This window comes from Paracoccus saliphilus, from assembly GCF_028553805.1.
Classification (GTDB): Bacteria; Pseudomonadota; Alphaproteobacteria; order Rhodobacterales; family Rhodobacteraceae; genus Paracoccus; species Paracoccus saliphilus.
Window position 1 is genome coordinate 3,711,107 of the sequence record NZ_CP067140.1, and the last position, 17,489, is coordinate 3,728,595.

11 protein-coding genes and 3 pseudogenes are annotated in these 17,489 nt (G+C 59.7%); 5 read left to right on the plus strand and 9 right to left on the minus strand.

Annotated elements, in window-relative coordinates; all coding sequences use genetic code 11:
* Positions 1–128: 128 nt before the first annotated feature.
* Both JHX88_RS17840 and JHX88_RS17845 read left to right on the plus strand, forming a co-directional pair.
* Complete coding sequence (locus tag JHX88_RS17840) at positions 129–746, plus strand: nitroreductase family protein (RefSeq protein ID WP_076528970.1); 618 nt, start codon at positions 129–131, stop codon at positions 744–746.
* A gap of 47 nt (positions 747–793) precedes the next feature.
* On the plus strand, positions 794–1,735 hold the full coding sequence (locus JHX88_RS17845) for a DMT family transporter (protein WP_076528968.1): 942 nt from the start codon (positions 794–796) through the stop codon (positions 1,733–1,735).
* Between the two features lie 531 nt (positions 1,736–2,266).
* On the opposite strand, the pseudogene JHX88_RS17850 reads toward JHX88_RS17845, so the two are convergent.
* Positions 2,267–3,666: pseudogene (locus tag JHX88_RS17850) on the minus strand (IS3 family transposase).
* A gap of 137 nt (positions 3,667–3,803) precedes the next feature.
* Between JHX88_RS17850 and JHX88_RS17855 the strand changes: the two are divergent.
* Complete coding sequence (locus JHX88_RS17855) at positions 3,804–4,208, plus strand: hypothetical protein (protein ID WP_272848092.1); 405 nt, start codon at positions 3,804–3,806, stop codon at positions 4,206–4,208.
* Between the two features lie 228 nt (positions 4,209–4,436).
* On the opposite strand, the gene JHX88_RS17860 is transcribed toward JHX88_RS17855, so the two are convergent.
* Positions 4,437–5,045 carry a glutathione S-transferase family protein gene (locus tag JHX88_RS17860; protein WP_272848093.1) on the minus strand — a complete coding sequence of 203 codons (609 nt, stop codon included), beginning with the start codon at positions 5,043–5,045 and terminating at the stop codon, positions 4,437–4,439.
* A 219-nt stretch (positions 5,046–5,264) separates the two neighbouring features.
* Here JHX88_RS17860 and JHX88_RS22370 point away from each other — a divergent pair.
* Positions 5,265–6,796, plus strand: a pseudogene (locus tag JHX88_RS22370) (transposase).
* 50 nt (positions 6,797–6,846) lie between these two features.
* A pseudogene (locus JHX88_RS17875) lies at positions 6,847–7,394 on the plus strand (transposase); the annotation flags it as partial.
* A 131-nt stretch (positions 7,395–7,525) separates the two neighbouring features.
* On the opposite strand, the gene JHX88_RS17880 reads toward JHX88_RS17875, so the two are convergent.
* The 7 genes from JHX88_RS17880 to JHX88_RS17910 form a co-directional block, all read right to left on the minus strand.
* Positions 7,526–7,828, minus strand: coding sequence for an FCD domain-containing protein (locus JHX88_RS17880; protein WP_084203349.1), 303 nt, complete (start codon positions 7,826–7,828; stop codon positions 7,526–7,528).
* Between the two features lie 45 nt (positions 7,829–7,873).
* Positions 7,874–8,929, minus strand: a complete 1,056-nt coding sequence (locus JHX88_RS17885; protein ID WP_076529143.1) for a 2,3-butanediol dehydrogenase — start codon at positions 8,927–8,929, stop codon at positions 7,874–7,876.
* A gap of 66 nt (positions 8,930–8,995) precedes the next feature.
* Positions 8,996–10,795 carry an NAD(P)/FAD-dependent oxidoreductase gene (locus JHX88_RS17890; RefSeq protein ID WP_076529145.1) on the minus strand — a complete coding sequence of 600 codons (1,800 nt, stop codon included), beginning with the start codon at positions 10,793–10,795 and terminating at the stop codon, positions 8,996–8,998.
* Between the two features lie 149 nt (positions 10,796–10,944).
* Positions 10,945–12,690, minus strand: coding sequence for a sigma-54-dependent Fis family transcriptional regulator (locus tag JHX88_RS17895; RefSeq protein WP_076529147.1), 1,746 nt, complete (start codon positions 12,688–12,690; stop codon positions 10,945–10,947).
* Between the two features lie 317 nt (positions 12,691–13,007).
* On the minus strand, positions 13,008–14,942 hold the full coding sequence (locus JHX88_RS17900) for an acyl CoA:acetate/3-ketoacid CoA transferase (protein WP_076529151.1): 1,935 nt from the start codon (positions 14,940–14,942) through the stop codon (positions 13,008–13,010).
* A gap of 118 nt (positions 14,943–15,060) precedes the next feature.
* Positions 15,061–15,918 (minus strand): delta-class carbonic anhydrase, encoded by an 858-nt coding sequence (locus JHX88_RS17905; RefSeq protein WP_272848094.1) that lies wholly within the window; start codon positions 15,916–15,918, stop codon positions 15,061–15,063.
* A 127-nt stretch (positions 15,919–16,045) separates the two neighbouring features.
* Positions 16,046–17,488: an NAD(P)(+) transhydrogenase (Re/Si-specific) subunit beta gene (locus JHX88_RS17910; protein WP_076529197.1), complete on the minus strand. Its 1,443-nt coding sequence runs from the start codon at positions 17,486–17,488 to the stop codon at positions 16,046–16,048.
* Position 17,489: the final 1 nt, after the last annotated feature.

Consider the following 17,489-nt stretch of genomic DNA (forward strand, 5'->3'; position numbering starts at 1 on the left):
GTTATTATTTACTAATAGTTGTTAATTTTAATACTGATTAACGGATTATCTCACAAGAGGAAATGAATTATTTTGTCCTCATCAGCGGTATTTCCGCCGGAACAAATAATTGTCAAAGGTCGAAACAGATGAATAATCCGATTGTCACCGCTATCGAGAACCGTGTCTCAACGAACCTTTTCGATGCAGGGAAGGCACTGACCGACGCGCAGATTGTCGAACTCACCAGCCTCGCCACGCGAGCACCCACGGCTTACAATCTCCAGAACTGGCGGTTCATCGCTGTCCGAAGCGCCGAGGCCAAGACCCGCCTGCAGGCGGCGGCCTACGGGCAGGCCAAGGTGACCGAGGCTGCGGTGACTTATATCGTCTGCGGGCAGCGGCCTGTTTCGAAGGTCATGGAAGAACGGCTGCAACCTTCCGTCGAGGCAGGCTTCATGCCTTCCGACTTGATCGGCGCATGGACGAAGGCGGTCGAGGATAGCTATAGCGGCAATGCGCAGATGCAGCGAGACGAGGCAGTCCGCACGGCAACACTGGGCGCTGCGTTCCTGATGTTCGCTGCGGAGGCCTTTGGCCTGACAACAGGACCGATGGTTGGCTTCGATCCGGAGGCCGTCGCGCGCGAATTCAATCTGGCGACAAGCGAAATCCCTGTGGTGCTCATCGCGGTAGGGCATGCCAGAGAGGGCAACTGGCCGCAGAAACCAAGGCTGCCAGTGTCGCAGGTTCTGGAATTTGCCTGAGATCATTCCTGCAAGCAAAAGCCTCTGATCCGTATGGGAGAAGATAAATGAAAAATGGTGATGTGACGGGCGCGCATCTGGGAATGGTGCTATGGGCGGTCATCGTCGGCGCCTCCTTTCCCGTGGTTGGCCTGCTGAGCGAGGGGTTGCCGTCACTATTACTGACAGCAATGCGTTTCGCGATTGCGGCGCTGGCAATGCTGCCATTGGTGTGGCGGAGGGGGCCGAGGATTCCCGGTATCCGCGCCCTGCTGCTTTACGCGTCGATGGGGCTTTGTCTGGCTGGCTTCTTTGGCGTGATGTTTTGGGCTGCTCACCGGGTGAGCGCCTTGTCGATGTCGGCGCTGTTCGTATCGATGCCCCTGCTGGCTTACGGTGCTGGCAGGGCTTTCGGCATAGAGCCGCGCGCAACTTGTCTGCCGGCCATCCTTGCCCTGGGCGCAGTCGGAGCACTTGCCCTTGCGCTCGCTCAAAGTGGCGGCGATCTGGCGACATTGCAGTTTGGCTGGGGCGAGGCTGCGTTCTTGCTGGGCTGCATCGCATCAGCCCTTTACCCGGTCCTGTCCAAATGGGGGCTGGCTCGCGGCACCCTCTCACCCGATGCAGCCATTCGCACGTTCTGGAGCCTCGCCATGGGAGGCGCCCTGATCGCATTGGCCGGACTTGCCATGGAGCCAGTGGCTGCCATGGCGAAGATGCAGCCCAAGGACATATTGCTGGTTGCCTATCTCGGGGTGTTTTCCAGCGGTGTCACCTTCTGGCTGATGCAGCGCGGAACCGGCGTGCTGACGCCGGGCGCGGTGACGGCTTACAGCTATCTTGCCCCGTTTGTGTCGATGCTGGTGTTGTTTGCCACACAACCGGAGGTCATTGGCTGGTATTGGTTGCCGGGCAGCGTGTTGGTAGTAACGGCGATGGTTTTGCTCTTCCGCACTGGAACCACGGAGCCTGCTGTTTCGCATAGCGATTTGGGGTCTTTACGCGACTAACTGGAATGACAGGACGCAGTCCAGGCAGGGTTCACGGCCATTCCGTCACAGGCTTCGGATCGCAGTTAGTCACACTGGGCCATTCCTTGCCTCGCCATTCACCGACAACTCCTCCCGTGTCCCGGTAGAGGCACTTAGGGCTCTATCCACCGCGACATCACCTGCGGCAGGCCAAGCCGCTGCTGCAGAAATTAACCGAAGGGACCTGCATTACGCTTGATCGATTGCATTCGGATTTTGCGATCGCAGCGAATGGCAGCTTCGACGGGCCTCACTGCCCTAACCAAAACCCACGCCGGACGGCCGCAATGGGCCGGGCAAATCGATGCAGTGCTTCCGGAGATCACAATCTTGCAAAGTTCACTTTCTGCGCATCGCTGAAACTGCCGTTCGCGCAACTGCGTAACTGGGATACCTAGCAGAGCGCGCTTCGCATGTCCGTTTTCGGAAGTTGACTTGTCCGTCGTCAGAACATTATGCGCAGATGGTTGCGTAAATTAGCGGAGTATAGGCCTCGTCATTGGGTTAATGTTACGCGGCGAGCTTGCGGTGTTGCAAGCGCCGGTGTTGGATGGTCTTTCGCTTGATCCTTTCGCGTTGTTTGATGATGGTGTCGGCCTTGTCAAAGTAGGCGTCGGCGGGTGTTACGTTGTTCAGGCTCTCATGGTATCGCCGGTGATTGTAGTGTTCGACGAAGGCCTCGATTTGGGCTTCGAGATCGCCCGGCAGGAAGTAGTTTTCCAGCAAGATGCGATTTTTGAGTGTCTGGTGCCAGCGCTCGATCTTGCCTTGGGTCTGGGGATGCAATGGAGCGCCACGCACATGGCTCATGCCTTGCGCCTCGATCCATTCAGCCAGTTCGCCGGCGATATAGCTCGGACCATTATCGCTGAGTAGCCGAGGCTTGTGGCGCACATGGGCCTGATCACAGCCTGAAGCACAGAGCGCCAGTTCCAGCGTATCGGTCACATCCTCGGCACGCATGGTGGTGCAGAGTTTCCAGGCGATGATGTAGCGCGAGTAATCGTCGAGCACGGTCGACAGATACACCCAGCCCCAACCGATGATCTTGAAATAGGTGAAATCGGTTTGCCACATCTCGTTGGGGCGGCTGGTCTTGCGTTTGAACTCATCAGCCGCCTTGATCACCACGAAGGCTGGGCTGGTGATGAGGTCATGTGCCTTGAGCAGGCGATAGACCGTGGCTTCCGATACAAAGTAGCGCTTTTCGTCGGTGAACCGCACTGCCAACTCTCGGGGGGACAGCTCGGACTGCTCCAGCGCCATCTCGATGATCTGGTCATGGATCGCAGTGGGGATTCGGTTCCAGACCCGGCCTGGCGCGGATGGACGGTCCTCCAGCGCTTCAGGGCCGCCTGCCAGATATAGATCATACCAGCGGTAAAAGGTTCGGCGTGCGATGCCCAACTGCTCCAGCGTGCGCTTTGTCGGCAGGTGGGATTGCTCGACGATCCGGATAATCTCGAGCTTCTCAGCTGCGGGATACCTCATTCGTCGACCTCCCCATCCGCGATCATGCTTTTTTTAAGCAGCCGGTTTTCCAGCGTCAGATCGGCGACGCATTCCTTCAGGTCATGTGCCTCACGGCGCAAGCCCTTCACCTCGTCGGTGGTTGCTGCCCGGACCGTGTCACCAGCCAGCCGACGCTTGCCGTTCGGCGTGGCCTCGAACCGGTGGCGGCTCACGCCTCACTCCATGAACTCCTTGGACCATGTGTAATACAGGCTTTGGGCGATCCCTTCGCGGCGGCATAGCTCCGCAATGCTGTCATCGCCACGTAAGCCTTCCAGCACGATCCGGATCTTGTCCTCCGCCGAGAAGTGGCGCCGCGTCTTGCGGCGGATATCTTTCACCACCTGTTCGGCGGGGGCTTTGGAGGGTGATTTCGATTTTGAGGATTTGGGTCTCATCTGCGTTCCTTCGTCACTCCGACGAGACCCAAATCCTCCTTAAATCACAACCTCAAATCTGTGCCATGGGTGCTGACGGCCAACAGTTGACTGTTTAGAAAGGACGTCGCAGGTTGGTATAAATTGGGAGGGACTAATTGCGGCTTGTTGTTTCGACTGCGAGCGATGGTGCGTGTACGGCCAACTTGTTGGCATCGCGGATCCGGAGTTATCTCTGCCGAATTGCCGCCGATCAGGCGGTTCCCATCACCTATCAAGCACTTGCCAAGGCCTTGGATCTCTCACCGCCGAATACGATCCATCAACTCACAGTCGCGTTGGAATACCTGATTGAGGCGGACACCGCCGCCGCCCGCCCGTTGATCGCAGCGCTCGTGATCAGCAAGGCACGGCATGGATTGCCCGCGCCGGGCTTTTTCGACTGCGCGCGGCGCGTTGGGCGCTTCGACGGTGATCCGTCGGGATCGGAGGACCCAGCCTTCTACGCGGCAGAGTTCAAAAAGGCCGTCGAATTTTGGCGCGCGGCCGCCGAAGACTTGTAGTCAGGTTTCCAAGTTTGGAAGCCATCCTGAAGATCGGGATTAAAAAAACTCTTTGGCACGACTTACCAGAAGCGTTCGGCCCAAGCCGGCCGCTCGTCGTGACCTCGCTACGTTGCGGTACAGCCCGTGGAACCGGCCGTTAGTACATCGTGCAGCATTTCCGGAACACGAACGGCGAAAGCGCAAACGGAGCAAATGTTGGTTGAAACCATTCGAATGTCTGCGGTTTCAGTCGGAAGAAGAGCTCCTGCTAAAGACTGCATATTGAGCCTCGAATGCGCGCTTATACGCGGGGCGTTCAGTCCCCCGTGCGATGTAGTCCCTGAAAGTCGGGTAGTCTTCCAATATTCCAGACCCTTCCAGCCTTCGTAGAGCATGGATCATAAGAATATCGGCTGCACTGAATGTCCCAACGAGCCAGTTGGCCCCTCCGAACCAAGCGGCAAGTTGGTCCAGTCGGTTCCGTATGCGTTCATCGACCATGGTGAAACGTTCACCTTGCCAGCTTTTACCCTCTTCAAAGTATTTTACGTAATCACGCTCTACAATGGGGGGTTCGACAGTGTTCAGCGCGGCGAACATCCAACTGATAGCATTCGCGCGGGCGATTTTGTCTGTCGGCAGAAGGCCAGAATGACTTTCCGCAATATGGAATACGATGGCCCCTGACTCGAAGGTTGCAAGTTCGCCATCTTCATAGGTCGGGATTTGTCCAAAGGGGTTAACCCTGAGGTGCGGCGGTTCCTTCATTTCGGTGAAGGAAACAAGTCGGACGTCGTATGGCTGACCGACTTCTTCGAAAGCCCAGCGCACCGGCATATCCCGCGCCAGCCCCATTCCCCTATCAGGTGAAGACTTGAAAGCTGTTATTGTAGGCATTTGGACTGACCTATCAGATGGTTTGTTTTCGCCACTTACGCAACTGCCTCACCATACCTGACATTCATGCAGAACGCAGCATCGGTGAATCTGGGCTGATGCTGTTGAAAAACTCTGGGCTTGATCGGGATCGAGGCTTCTGATTCCCATTGGTTACAGGGTTCTGGAGGGATTGCGATGCTTGGAAGGCAGAAGGTCCATACCCGGCTTTTCTACGAGTTCGATCTCGAGACGCACATCCCCCCGACCATCTCCTTCGGGGTATTGACCGCTTCCTGGATCTGACCGGTCTGCACGAGGAGATGCGCGGTTTCTACAGCCACACCGGTCGACCCTCTATCGATCCTGAACTCATGATCCGGATGCTGGTGATCGGCTATGTCATGGGGCTGCGGTCCGAGCGGCGTGTCTGCCAGGAAGTTCACCTCAACCTCGCTTATCGCTGGTTCTGCCGGCTCGGACTCGAGGACACGGTGCCGGATCACTCGAGTTTCTCGAAGCTTCGACATGGCAAGTTCCGCGACAGCGATATCTTCCGTCACGTCTTCGAGCGCGTGGTTGCCCAGTGCATTGCCCATGGCCTGGTCGGCGGTCAGGGCTTTGCCGTCGATGCCAGCCTGATCAGCGCCGATGTCCACAAGCAGAGCTCCAGCCGCCAGAGCGAATGGGACGCCTCAACCATCGATCCGGCGGAGGCCCCGAGGGCGGTGCGCGAGTATCTCGACACGCTCGATGAGGAAGCCTTCGGTGCAGCCACGCCCGTCAAACCCAAGTTCGCGGCCCATGCCGATCCCGCCAGTCAGTGGACGACAGCGCGCAAAGGGCCGGCCTTCTTCGCTTGTTCGGACAACTACCTGATCGACACGGATCACGGGATCATCATGGATGTTGAAGCGAGCCGTTCGGTTCGGCAGGCCGAGGTCGGCTCCACGCTTACGATGCTGGACCGCACGACAGAGCGCTTCGATATCCGCCCGGATTGGCTGGTGGCCGATACGGCCTTTGGCTCCGAAGAAAGCCTGGTCGAGATCGTCCTGAAGCGGCAGAACCTGCCCTTCATCCCGGTGATCGACAAGGGTGAGCGTACTGACGGCACGTTTTCACGTTCCGACTTCACCTGGGATGAAGAGAATGGGGCCACACGCACGATGCTGGGCCGGGTAAAGGACAGGTTCGATCCGTATCCCGAAAGGCTGATTGCCGACACCGCCTATGGTACCGGACCGATACTGGGCTGGCTGGTCGACCGCAAGATTGCTCCCCACATACCCGTCTTCGACAAGTCTGGGCGCGCCGACGGAACATGGACACGGGCCGACTTCGAATGGGACGCGAAGAACGATCGATACATCTGCCCCGAGGGCCACGAGCTGAAGCAGGTTCGCCGCTACTATTCCGATCCGAACCGGGGACCAACCGGCAAGGGACGCGCCAAATATCGCGCCCTGAAACTGACCTGTCAGGTTTGTCCGTCGAAACAGAAATGCTGCCCGAACGCCGATGCCAGATCGATCACCCGCGAAGAACACGAGAACGCCCGCCAAGTCGCGCGCGACATCGCCAAGACCAAGCAATACGACGTCTCGATGAAGCTTCGAAAGAAAGTCGAGATGCTCTTCGCCCACCTCAAGCGCATCCTCGGCCTAAATCGGCTCCGATTACGCGGCCCATGCGGCGTAAATGATGAATTCCTCTGGTCTGCCCCCTGAAAATTGGTCCTCCCTGAAGTAGGCTTTTGAGCCAGATGGAGGATGAAGGAATGCCCCAGAAGAAGCACAAACCTGAGGAAATCGTCGCCAAGCTCCGGCAAGTCGATGTGTTGGTTTCGCAAGGCCGCTCTGTAGCTGAAGCAGTTCGCTCGATCGGAGTGACGCAATTCACCTATTACCGTTGGCGCAAGGAGTTCGGTGGCCTGAAGACCGACCAAGTGAAGCGTCTCAAGGACCTCGAGAAAGAGAACGAGCGGTTGCGGAAGGCAGTTTCCGACCTGACGCTTGAGAAGCTGATCCTGCGGGATGAGGTATGGAATGCCACTGGTTCGAATGACATGCCGAATGCATCGGGAAACTTCTGAGCCCCGCCCGTCGCCGTGCCTGCGTCGATCATGTCAGGCAGAAGTTTCGGGTCTCGGAACGGTTTGCCTGCCGGGTTCTCGGGCAGCACCGCTCGACACAGCGGAAAGTGCCGCGTAAGCGGGCCGATGAAGACGCGTTGACCGCGGATATCATCGCACTCGCCAGCCAGTATGGGCGCTATGGCTACCGCCGGATCACGGCCTTGCTGCGACAGGCCGGATGGGCTGTGAATCCGAATCCGCCCAGGCGCAGGTAGGGCGGATTGACATCCATCATTGACAAACCGCGCTCCGGTCGCTCTCGCGGCGGCCGGGCGCCCTTCATGAAACCTGGAGGGTATTGGCGTCGAGACCCCGCGCCGATTCACACTCCCCACCAGCGCAGCGTCAGTTTCAGATGATGCTCGATCCGATCGACCACCGCATCGCTGTCCCCGCTCTCCAATGCCGCGATGATTTCCAGATGTTCTCGCATGGCAGGCACCACTCGGTCAGCCAAAAAACTGCGGGCATTCTGAATGATTGCGATGCGGTTGCGATTCGTCACATAGGCCTGCTGCAGGAATGGATTGTCGAGACCTGAAGCCATGAAATCATGCGGATCGACAGTTCGTTCGGACCTGCCCGCCGGACGAATCGTATCGACGGAAAGCTGCAGCAGTGCAATGCGTGAGGCGGCATCCGCCGGCTGCCACTTTCAGAAACACGTGCATCAGCCAGACGCCTCTACCAAAATCTTGACCTGCGATTTTTCGGCAACCAGCACCTCGAAACCCTGTTCCACGATGTCGTCCAGCTTGATCCGCTTGGTCACCAGTCGTTCGGCGCTGAAATAGCCCTGAACCATCAGTGCCATCACGGCTGGATAGACGTTGCGATAGGCAATGGTCCCTTTCAACTGCCGTTCTTTCAGAACGACGGTATTGGGCTGGAAGGCAGCATCGCTTTCCCAGATCGATACGATCAGGACTTGCCCCTCATGCGTGGTTGCGTCGATGCACTGGGACAGCACCGCCGGTACGCCGGTTACCTCGAAAGCGACATCGACGCCGCTGCCGGTCGCTTCCCGGATTGCGGCGACAGCGTCGGTATCGCCCGGACTGACAGCACTGGTCGCGCCCAGTTCCATCGCCATGGTCCGGCGTTGTTCGGACGGTTCAACCACGTGAATTTCGGCGGCTCCGGCGACGCGGAGGGCCTCGACCACCAAAAGGCCGATAGGTCCGGCACCGAACACCGCCGCCTTGTCACCCGCCTTGATCCGGCTCAGCCGAACGGCATGCAATGCCACCGCCGCCGGCTCGACCATTGCCCCCTGCTCCATCGGCAGTTCATCCGGCATCTTGTGAACCATATGCGCGGGCACAACCGAATATGCAGCAAAGCCGCCATGGCCACCCGACAGCCCGACAAAGCCGAGGCTATCGCAAAGATTGTATTTTCCCTCTCGGCAGGCCTGACACTCGCCGCAGGCAAAGATCGGCTCGATGGCAACACGGTCGCCCACGGTCAATCCATCGACCCCATCGCCCAATTCGCTGACGGTGCCGCAATATTCGTGCCCCATGGTGATCGGGGCCTTGCCACGGCTGAGAGGGTGAGGCTGATCCACCGGAACGAAAATCGGCCCAGCCAGATACTCATGCAGATCGCTACCGCAGATCCCGGTCCATGCGACCTTGATCTTCACCTCTCCCGGTCCGGGATCTGGTTCATCGATCTCTTCCACGCGAAGATCCTTCGCGGCATACCAACGGGCAGCCTTCATGGCGTTTCTCCTTGTCTAAAAAAATCCGGTTCGTCCGGGACGGCTGCCCCGGACGATCAGGTGGCATCAGGACAGATGATGCACTTCCTGCAGCTTGTAGACGGGGGTCTCGATCCCCTCCATCCGCGCCTTGAGCTGCAATGCCAGATACAGCGAGTAATGCCGCGACTGGTGCAGGTTGCCGCCGTGGAACCACAGCGCCTCCTGCTGGGTGGGTTTCCACATGTTGCGCTGCTCGCCTTCCCACGGACCGGGATCCTTGGTGGTGTCAGAACCGAGACCCCAAACCTTGCCGACCTTGTCCGCGATCTCCTGCCCCATCAGGTCGGCGGCCCAGCCATTCATCGAGCCATAGCCGGTGGCATAAACGATCAGATCTGCGGGCAGTACCTCGCCCGTGTCCAGCTTGATGCCATCGGGAACGATCTCGGTCACTTGACCCTTGGCCAGCTTGACCTTGCCGTCGATAATCAACTGGCTTGCACCTACATCAATGTAATAGCCGGAACCGCGGCGCAGATATTTCATGAACAGGCCCGAGCCGTCATCGCCCCAGTCCAGCTTGAACCCGGCTTTTTCCAGCCCGTCATAGAACGCCTTGTCCCGTTCGCGCATCTGGTCGTAGAGCGGAATCTGCCATTCATGCATGATCTTGTAGGGCAGCGAGGCAAAGATCAGGTCGGCCTTTTCCGTAGTCACGCCGTTCTGCACCGCCTGCTCGGAATACAGACCGCCAAGCCCGATATCCATCAGCGTGTCCGAGCGGACGATATGCGTGCTGGACCTTTGAATCATCGTCACGTCGACGTCATGCTCCCACAACGCGGCGGCGATGTCGTGGGCCGAGTTGTTCGAGCCGATGATCACAACCTTCTTGCCCTTGTAGGCGTCAGGGCCGGGATGCTGCGATGAGTGTTGTTGCTCACCCTTGAAACTGTCGGCGCCGGGGAATTTCGGCACATTCGGCTTGCCCGACATGCCGGTGGCCAGCACCAGCTGTTTCGGCTTCAACACCACCTCTTCGCCGTCGCGATCCACCGCGACGGTCCATTCCTTTGTCGCCTCGTCATAGCTGGCGCGCTGGCAGGTGCTGCGCGTCCAGTAGTTCAGCTCCATGACCTTGGCATACATCTCCAGCCAGTCGCCCACCTTGTCCTTGGGCGTAAAGACCGGCCAGTTGTCGGGAAATTTGATATAAGGCAGGTGGTCGTACCAGACCGGGTCATGCAGGCACAGCGACTTGTAACGTTTGCGCCACTGGTCGCCGGGGCGGTCGTGCTTGTCCAGTACGATGGTCGGCACGCCAAGCTGCCGCAACCTCGCGCCAAGGGCGATGCCGCCCTGTCCGCCGCCGATGATGACCGTATATGGCTGGCGGCTATAGCCCAACTCGGCGGCCTCGACCTCGCGCTCCTCCTTCCAGCTTTGCCGGTTCTTGCCTGCGCCGTGTTTCGCGCCCAAGGGCCGGGCAAAGCCCTTGGCCTCCTCATGGCCCTTGAGTTCCTGCATAGCGGTCAGCAGGGTCCAGATCCTGCCGTCGCGCAGGCGGACAAGGCCATACCCCCGCGCCGCGGCGGTCTCGAAGGTGATCCAAGCAGTAACTACCCCATCCTCTTCTGCGGGAACTTCGTTTTCGGCCAGTTTCCAACCGGTCGGCTTTGTCGTTCTAAGCTGCGCACGCAGCATGTCGGCAACCTGGCCCTGCCCCTCCATGGTGCGCAGGTTCCAGGTAAAAGCGACCAGATCGCGCCAGTAGCAATCCGTCACGAACATTTGCGCGGCGCGGTCTATATCGCCGGCCTCCAGTGCCGCGCCGAATTCGTCCAGCACGTTCTGCACGTGGTCTGACAATGCGGAATCAAGCATGTTTTCCTCCCAAGACTGAAATTCCTCCGGGAGACAGGCTGTGACAGATCGGAGTCCGCGGCCAGAAAAATTGCCGTATCCGGCCGGGCGAGGGCGAACTTTGCGCGTGCCGCGTTGCGTCCGCAACCGCGCGCAACATCATCGCAACCCTATTGCGGGGGAGTCAGCCCCAGGCGCTGCACCCGGCGCAGGATGGTCGAGCGATTTACCCCCAATCGCCGCGCGGTCTGCGCCATGTTCCAGCCGCAGGCATCCAATAGTGATTCGAGGCATTCGGCATCATCCGCGCGAGTTTCGACCAGCACGGGGTCGGGCAGGTCGGTGATATCGATATCCGCGCCCTCGGCCAGGCTGACGGCAACATCGAGCGTATTGCCCAATTCGCGCAGATTGCCCGGCCAGCTGCGGGCCTTGAGTTCAGATCGCGCCGCAGGGGTCAGCCGCAAGCCGTCCGGGTTGCGTTGCCGCAGAAGCCGGTCGAGCAGCCAGTCGAAATCCTGCCGCAATCGCAGCGGAGGCACTGACAGCGTGGCCCCGGCAATACGAAAGAACAGGTCGCCCCGGAACGCGCCTGAGCGAGTCATCGCAGACAGATCATCGCGGACCGAGGCGATCACCCGCAGTTTGGCGTCGGTCAGCAGCCGCAAGATCGCTGCCTGCCCTGCAGGGGAGAGATCGTCCACACCTTGCATGAACAGCGTGCCAGGGGTTCCCGCGCTGGGTAGCATGGCGTCGATGGCGGCTGGATCGGCCCTGGCGCAATCCAGCTGGATAAAGGGCCGCGCGTCGGTTTCGCACATATGAATGGCTCGGGCCAGCCGGTGCTTGCCTGTCCCGGTCTCTCCGCTCAGCAGCAGCGGAATTTGCGTTCGCGCCAGCTTTGCTGCCCGTGTCAGTAACGCCTGCATTGCCGGATCCGGGCCCGCAATACTGGACAGGCCGCCCGGCAGCGCGATTCCGGTCTGGCGCGGCACTCGCGCGGTTTGCGGCGCGATCGCATGGCCAAAAAGCGCCCGGCCGTCATGCAGCCGGATGACCCGTTCCTCGGTTGGCCGCCCGCGCATCAGTTCGGGCAGGTCATCGACCGACAATTCCATTACCTGATCCAGACGCCGCCCCAGCAGGCTGCCGCTTTGCGAACCCAGCACCTGCTGCGCCGCATGGGTCAGCCCGATGACCCGGCCCGAGTCATCCAATGCGATGGCGGCCTCGGGATCGACCTCTAGAAATTCGGGGCTGGCCGAGAAACGTAGCACCCAGTCGCGACGGGTCATCGCCATCAGGTTCGCCATTTCGACGCGGCGGGCCGAGGAGCAGACCAGGTTCATCGCGAGATTCTGGCTGGCCTTGGGCTGGGGCGAGCGCAGCAGTGACAGGTCCAGTACCGCCGAAAGATTGCCCGAGGTGTCGAATATAGGGGCGGCCGTGCAGGACAGCGGCGTGTGATGCAGGTCGAAATGGTCGGTCTGGTGGATGGTGATCGCCTCGCCGGTGACGATGCATGAACCGACCCCGCAGGTTCCCGCCCGGTTCTCGGACCAGTCCGAGCCCATGTAAAGCCCCGCCGTCCGCAGATCGTCCTCGAAGCGCCGGTCGCCAAAGAAATCGACCGTGACGCCTTTGGCATCGGCCAGCAGCAGCACGTAGTTCTGCCCGGCCACTTGCCGGAACAGCGAATCCAGCCCCGAACGGGCGATGGCGATCAGCCGCTCGGATTGCTCGCGATGGGCGCGCAGCTCGGCCTCGGTGACGATATGGGCGGGCGATGGGCGCGAGGGATCCATGCCATAGGTCTCGACGCAGCGCCGCCAGCTTTCGGACACGACGCCGTCGCGCCCGGTCGTTTGCCCGCGCAGCACCCGGTCGATTTCGCGCACATGATCGGTGTCCCGCATCCGGCCTTCCCTTACGTCGTGACGGCCAGTATGTCATCGCAGACAGATTCGTTGCAAATGTTCAGTGCCCGATGATCAGCGGCACCGGGCCCGAAAGGAGCGTCTTCAGTCTGCCCGCTAGCGTCAATACAAGGTCATGCCTCCACCGTGGACAAAGGCCGCATTAGGGGGCAGTGGCAACATTTGCCGTCAACGGGACAAAGTTGGGGGCGATCTGCCGATCGGGCCTGATTGGCTCAATTGTCATGCAGGACAGACAACCCCAGCCTGAGGACTAATACACCTAAGAATTCGAACGTCCCTTCCAATACTCAAGCTCACTTCTCCGCCAATTTCGCATGTGCTTCCTCGGCGCGCTCGAAGATATGCGGTTGCAGGCCACGGCGCGATAGCGCCTCCTGCATTTTCATTCTCATGAAGGCGCTTGTACTGTAGCGCGTGGTCGTCGCGTAATGATATTCCATCAGGTATTCGATCATGTCCGCGTAACGGTCGTACAGATCCTCGGCGATACGACAGCCATCATGGTTGACCACCGAATTCACCCGCCGGCCTGCCTTCTCACAGGCGTTGACCAGAACCTTCTGCAAATCGTCAATGTCGCTCTCCTTGCGCACGCTCCAACCTTCCAGATTGAGGAACAATATGTTGCGCTCGGGGTCATAGCTGACGCGCTCGGACAGCTTGAGGTTCAGCAAGTCGGACATCAACTCCATCGGCGCGTCGGTGAAGATACGAATATCCATCGGCACCGGCTTGTTGATGACCGGGGTGAAATCCATTTGGGCAAGGATGTCGCGGTCGATATCGATGCCAGGCGCGACTTCGATGAGTTCGAGACCGCCCTGCGTCAACTGGAACACGCAGCGTTCGGTCACATAAATCACCGGCTGCGAACGTCGGGCCGCGTAGCTGCCCGAGAAGGTGATCTGTTCGACTGCCTGCACGAACTTGCGCGACCTGCCTTCCTGCAGGATACGGAGCTCACCGCCGCCGACCTCCGCCTTGAGGCCGCCGGCGGTGAAGGTCCCGGCAAAGACCACGGCGCGGGAGTTCTGCGAAATGTCGATGAACCCGCCGCACCCGTTGAGACGCCCGCCGAAGCGGCTGGTGTTCACGTTGCCCTGCCGGTCGCATTCCGCCATCCCGAGGCAAGTCAGGTCCAGCCCGCCGCCATGGTAGAAATCGAACATCTGGTTCTGGTCGATGATCGAATCCGCATTGGTCGAGGCCCCGAAACTGGAACTTCCCGCCAGCACGCCGCCAATGGCGCCGGCTTCGGTGGTCATGGTGATGAAAGGCGTGGCCTTTTCCTCGCTTGCCACCGCCGCGACCCCGTCCGGCGCACCAACGCCAAGATTGATCACACCGTTCAGGGGAAGCTCGAAGGCAGCGCGGCGGGCGACGACCTTGCGCGCGTCCAGCGGCATCTTCACCATGCTTGCAACCGGTACGCGGATCTCGCCCGACAGGGCAGGATTGTATTCAACGCCGTAGTTCATGCGATGCATCTCGGCGGAATCGGCAACCACAACGCAGTCCACGAGGATGCCTGGCACTCGCACTTCCTTCGGCCGGATGGAGCCCTGCTCGACGATGCGTTCGACCTGGGCGATCACCACGCCGCCATTGTTATGCGCGGCCATCGCCTGCGCCAGCACATCCAGCGTCAGGCATTCCTTTTCCATGCCCAGATTGCCAGAGGGATCGGCACTGGTGGCGCGGATCAGCGCAACATCGATCGGCGTGGCCTTGTAGAACAGCCATTCCTCCCCGTCGACCTCGACCATGCGGACGATGTCTTCGGTGGTGATCTCGTTAACCTTGCCGCCGCCAAGACGGGGATCGACATAGGTATGCAGACCGACTTTCGTGAACAGCCCGGGCGAACCGGAGGCGCAGGAACGGTAAAGCTTGGAGATCACACCCTGCGGAAGATTGTAGCCTTGGATCCTGTTCTCCACAGCCGCCTGCGCGACTTTCGGCATGCGGCCGAAATTCGCGGCAATGACGCGCTTGAGCAGGCCCTCATGATGCAACCGTCCGGTTCCCAGCCCCTTGCTGTCGCCGGCCCCGGCACACATGATCAGCGTGAGATCGCGCGGGGCGCCGGTCTCCACGAACCTCTTCTCAAGCGCCGCATGCAAAGCTTCGGGAATACAGCTCTGTACGAAGCCGGTGGTCGCGATCACATCGTTGTCGCGGATGAGGGACACGGCCTCGTCGGCCTGGAGAACCTTGTTCTTTTGCATCGCGTTCGAAAGCCTCTGTTGCCGGGTATCGGGAGATGTGGCGAAGTCGAAGGACAAACGATGTCGGCACCAGCGCATCATGTTGCAAACGTCCTTCCTGATCGTTCTCCCATGATTATTAACGCATGATCGGCGCCAGAAGATCCGGATCTATGATCAGGTTACGCACCGCATGCGCGTGTTTCTCCTCGAACAGGTTGTTCTTCAGCCACGTATCCACCGACGCAATGTCCAGTTTCGCGACCTGCGGACGAACACTCCAGGTTACCTGGTAAGGTGAACCTTCTTCATTGTAGTCTGGACCAGTGGTGGAGCCGGCATAGACAACGGGTTTTCCCAGATCGGAGGGCAAGTTTACCGCCTGGTACAGGCCATCAGCAATTTCGACATCCGTCATCTCGGTGAAATTCGCACCACCATTGCTGACCAGAACAGCAATCACGGCCTCCACCCGCAGGTCCGGTTTTTTGACCGCAGCACTCATGCAGGCGTCAAGGGCTGGGCCGGGGCTGACCTCTGCTGAGGAGTACACGAAATGGATTTCGATCGTGTCTCCAGGCTCGAGTCCACCATACTTGCTACCGCCCACGCTCATGTCGATCGGCGCCAGTTCAGCCTCGGAAAGGTCACCGTCATACTTGAAGCCTGTACCATACCCATGACCATCGCCGTTGCCGGCGTAAGTGGTAAACTCTCCGCCCTTGTGCTCAGCACTTTCATGAAAATGGATATTGCAGAGATTCATTCTTGCAAATGAGGACGAGGCCCCGAAAACGCGGCGGTTGTTCCCTGTGGCACTATCAATATCTCGCGGTGCCTGTGGACCGAAGCCAGCACCATCGGTTGCGGAGGCCAAAGCGGCACGCTGGGCTCCGATCACCTCGTCGGATACGGCTTTGCTCCTGTCATCTGCCAGTGCGGCGGTTCCCGTCATAGCAAGTAGTGCAGCACTCAGTTTGAAGATTTCTGTGGACAATTTGGAATCCTCTCTCATTGGAACAGCCGGTTTGCCATGGAAAGTTTTCTTCTTGTGTGATCATGATCCGTGTCGGTTCGAAAACCATGTCAAACAGTGCGTAGGTTCTGTGGATGAAACGTGTCCATCAATCGATCATCGGCATGAGCTTGTTCACGGATTCATTGGCATCTCCATAGAACATCCTGGTGTTCTCCTTGAAGAACAGCGGGTTCTCGATGCCGGAATAGCCGGTGCCCTGTCCGCGCTTGGACACGAAGACCTGCTTGGCCTTCCAGACCTCCAGCACCGGCATGCCGGCGATGGGGCTGTTGGGGTCCTCTTGCGCGGCCGGGTTCACGATGTCGTTCGAACCGATGACGATCACCACATCCGTGGACGGGAAATCCTCGTTGATCTCCTCCATCTCCAGCACGATATCGTAAGGCACCCGCGCCTCGGCCAGCAGCACGTTCATATGCCCCGGCAAGCGGCCTGCGACCGGGTGGATCGCGAAGCGAACCTCCTTGCCTGCGGCCCGCAGCTTGCGGGTCAGCTCGCTGACCGCGGCCTGCGCCTGCGCCACCGCCATGCCATAGCCCGGCACGATGATCACGCTGTCGGCCTCGTTCAGCGCGGCGGCCACGCCGTCGGCATCGATGGCGATCTGCTCGCCCTCGATTTCCGCCGCCGGACCCTGTTCGCCGCCGAAGCCGCCAAGGATCACGCTGACGAAATGCCGATTCATCGCCTTGCACATGATATAGCTGAGGATCGCACCCGAAGAGCCGACCAGCGCGCCGGTCACGATCAGCAGGTCATTGCCGAGCGTGAAGCCGATGGCCGCGGCCGCCCAACCAGAATAGCTGTTCAGCATCGAGACGACGACCGGCATATCGGCGCCGCCGATACCCATGATCAGGTGATAGCCGATGAAGAAAGCCAGAAGCGCGATCAGGATCAGCCAGAACACGCCGGATCCGACCCCGGTGCAGTAGAGAATGCCGAACAGGATCGACAACCCCAACGCGCCGGCATTCAGCATATGCCCGCCGGGCAGCTTCTTGGGCTTGCCATCGACCTTGCCGGCAAGCTTGCCGAAGGCCACGACCGAGCCGGTGAAGGTGATGGCGCCGATGAAGATGCCCAGGAAAACCTCGATCTTCAGCATTGCCAGTTCGGCGGGCGTCTTGTGCGCCAGAACGGCGGCAAAGCCCTGGAACTCATGCGCCGCGTTCTCGGCCTTGATCCGCAACATGCGCGCCATTTCGATCTGGGCGTTGAAGCCCACGAAAACGGCGGCCAGCCCGACAAGGCTGTGCATCGCGGCAACCAGTTGCGGCATTTCGGTCATCTGGACGCGCTTGGCGACCACAAAACCGACGGCGCCACCAATCGTGATCATCACGACCGACAGAAACCAGTTGCCCGCGCCGGGACCGAACAGCGTGGCCAGCACGGCCAGCGCCATGCCGGCGATACCGTACCAGATCGCGCGCTTGGCGCTTTCCTGACCCGAAAGCCCACCCAAAGACAGGATGAACAGGATCGCGGCGACCACATAAGCGGCAGTGGTGAATCCGTATTCCATC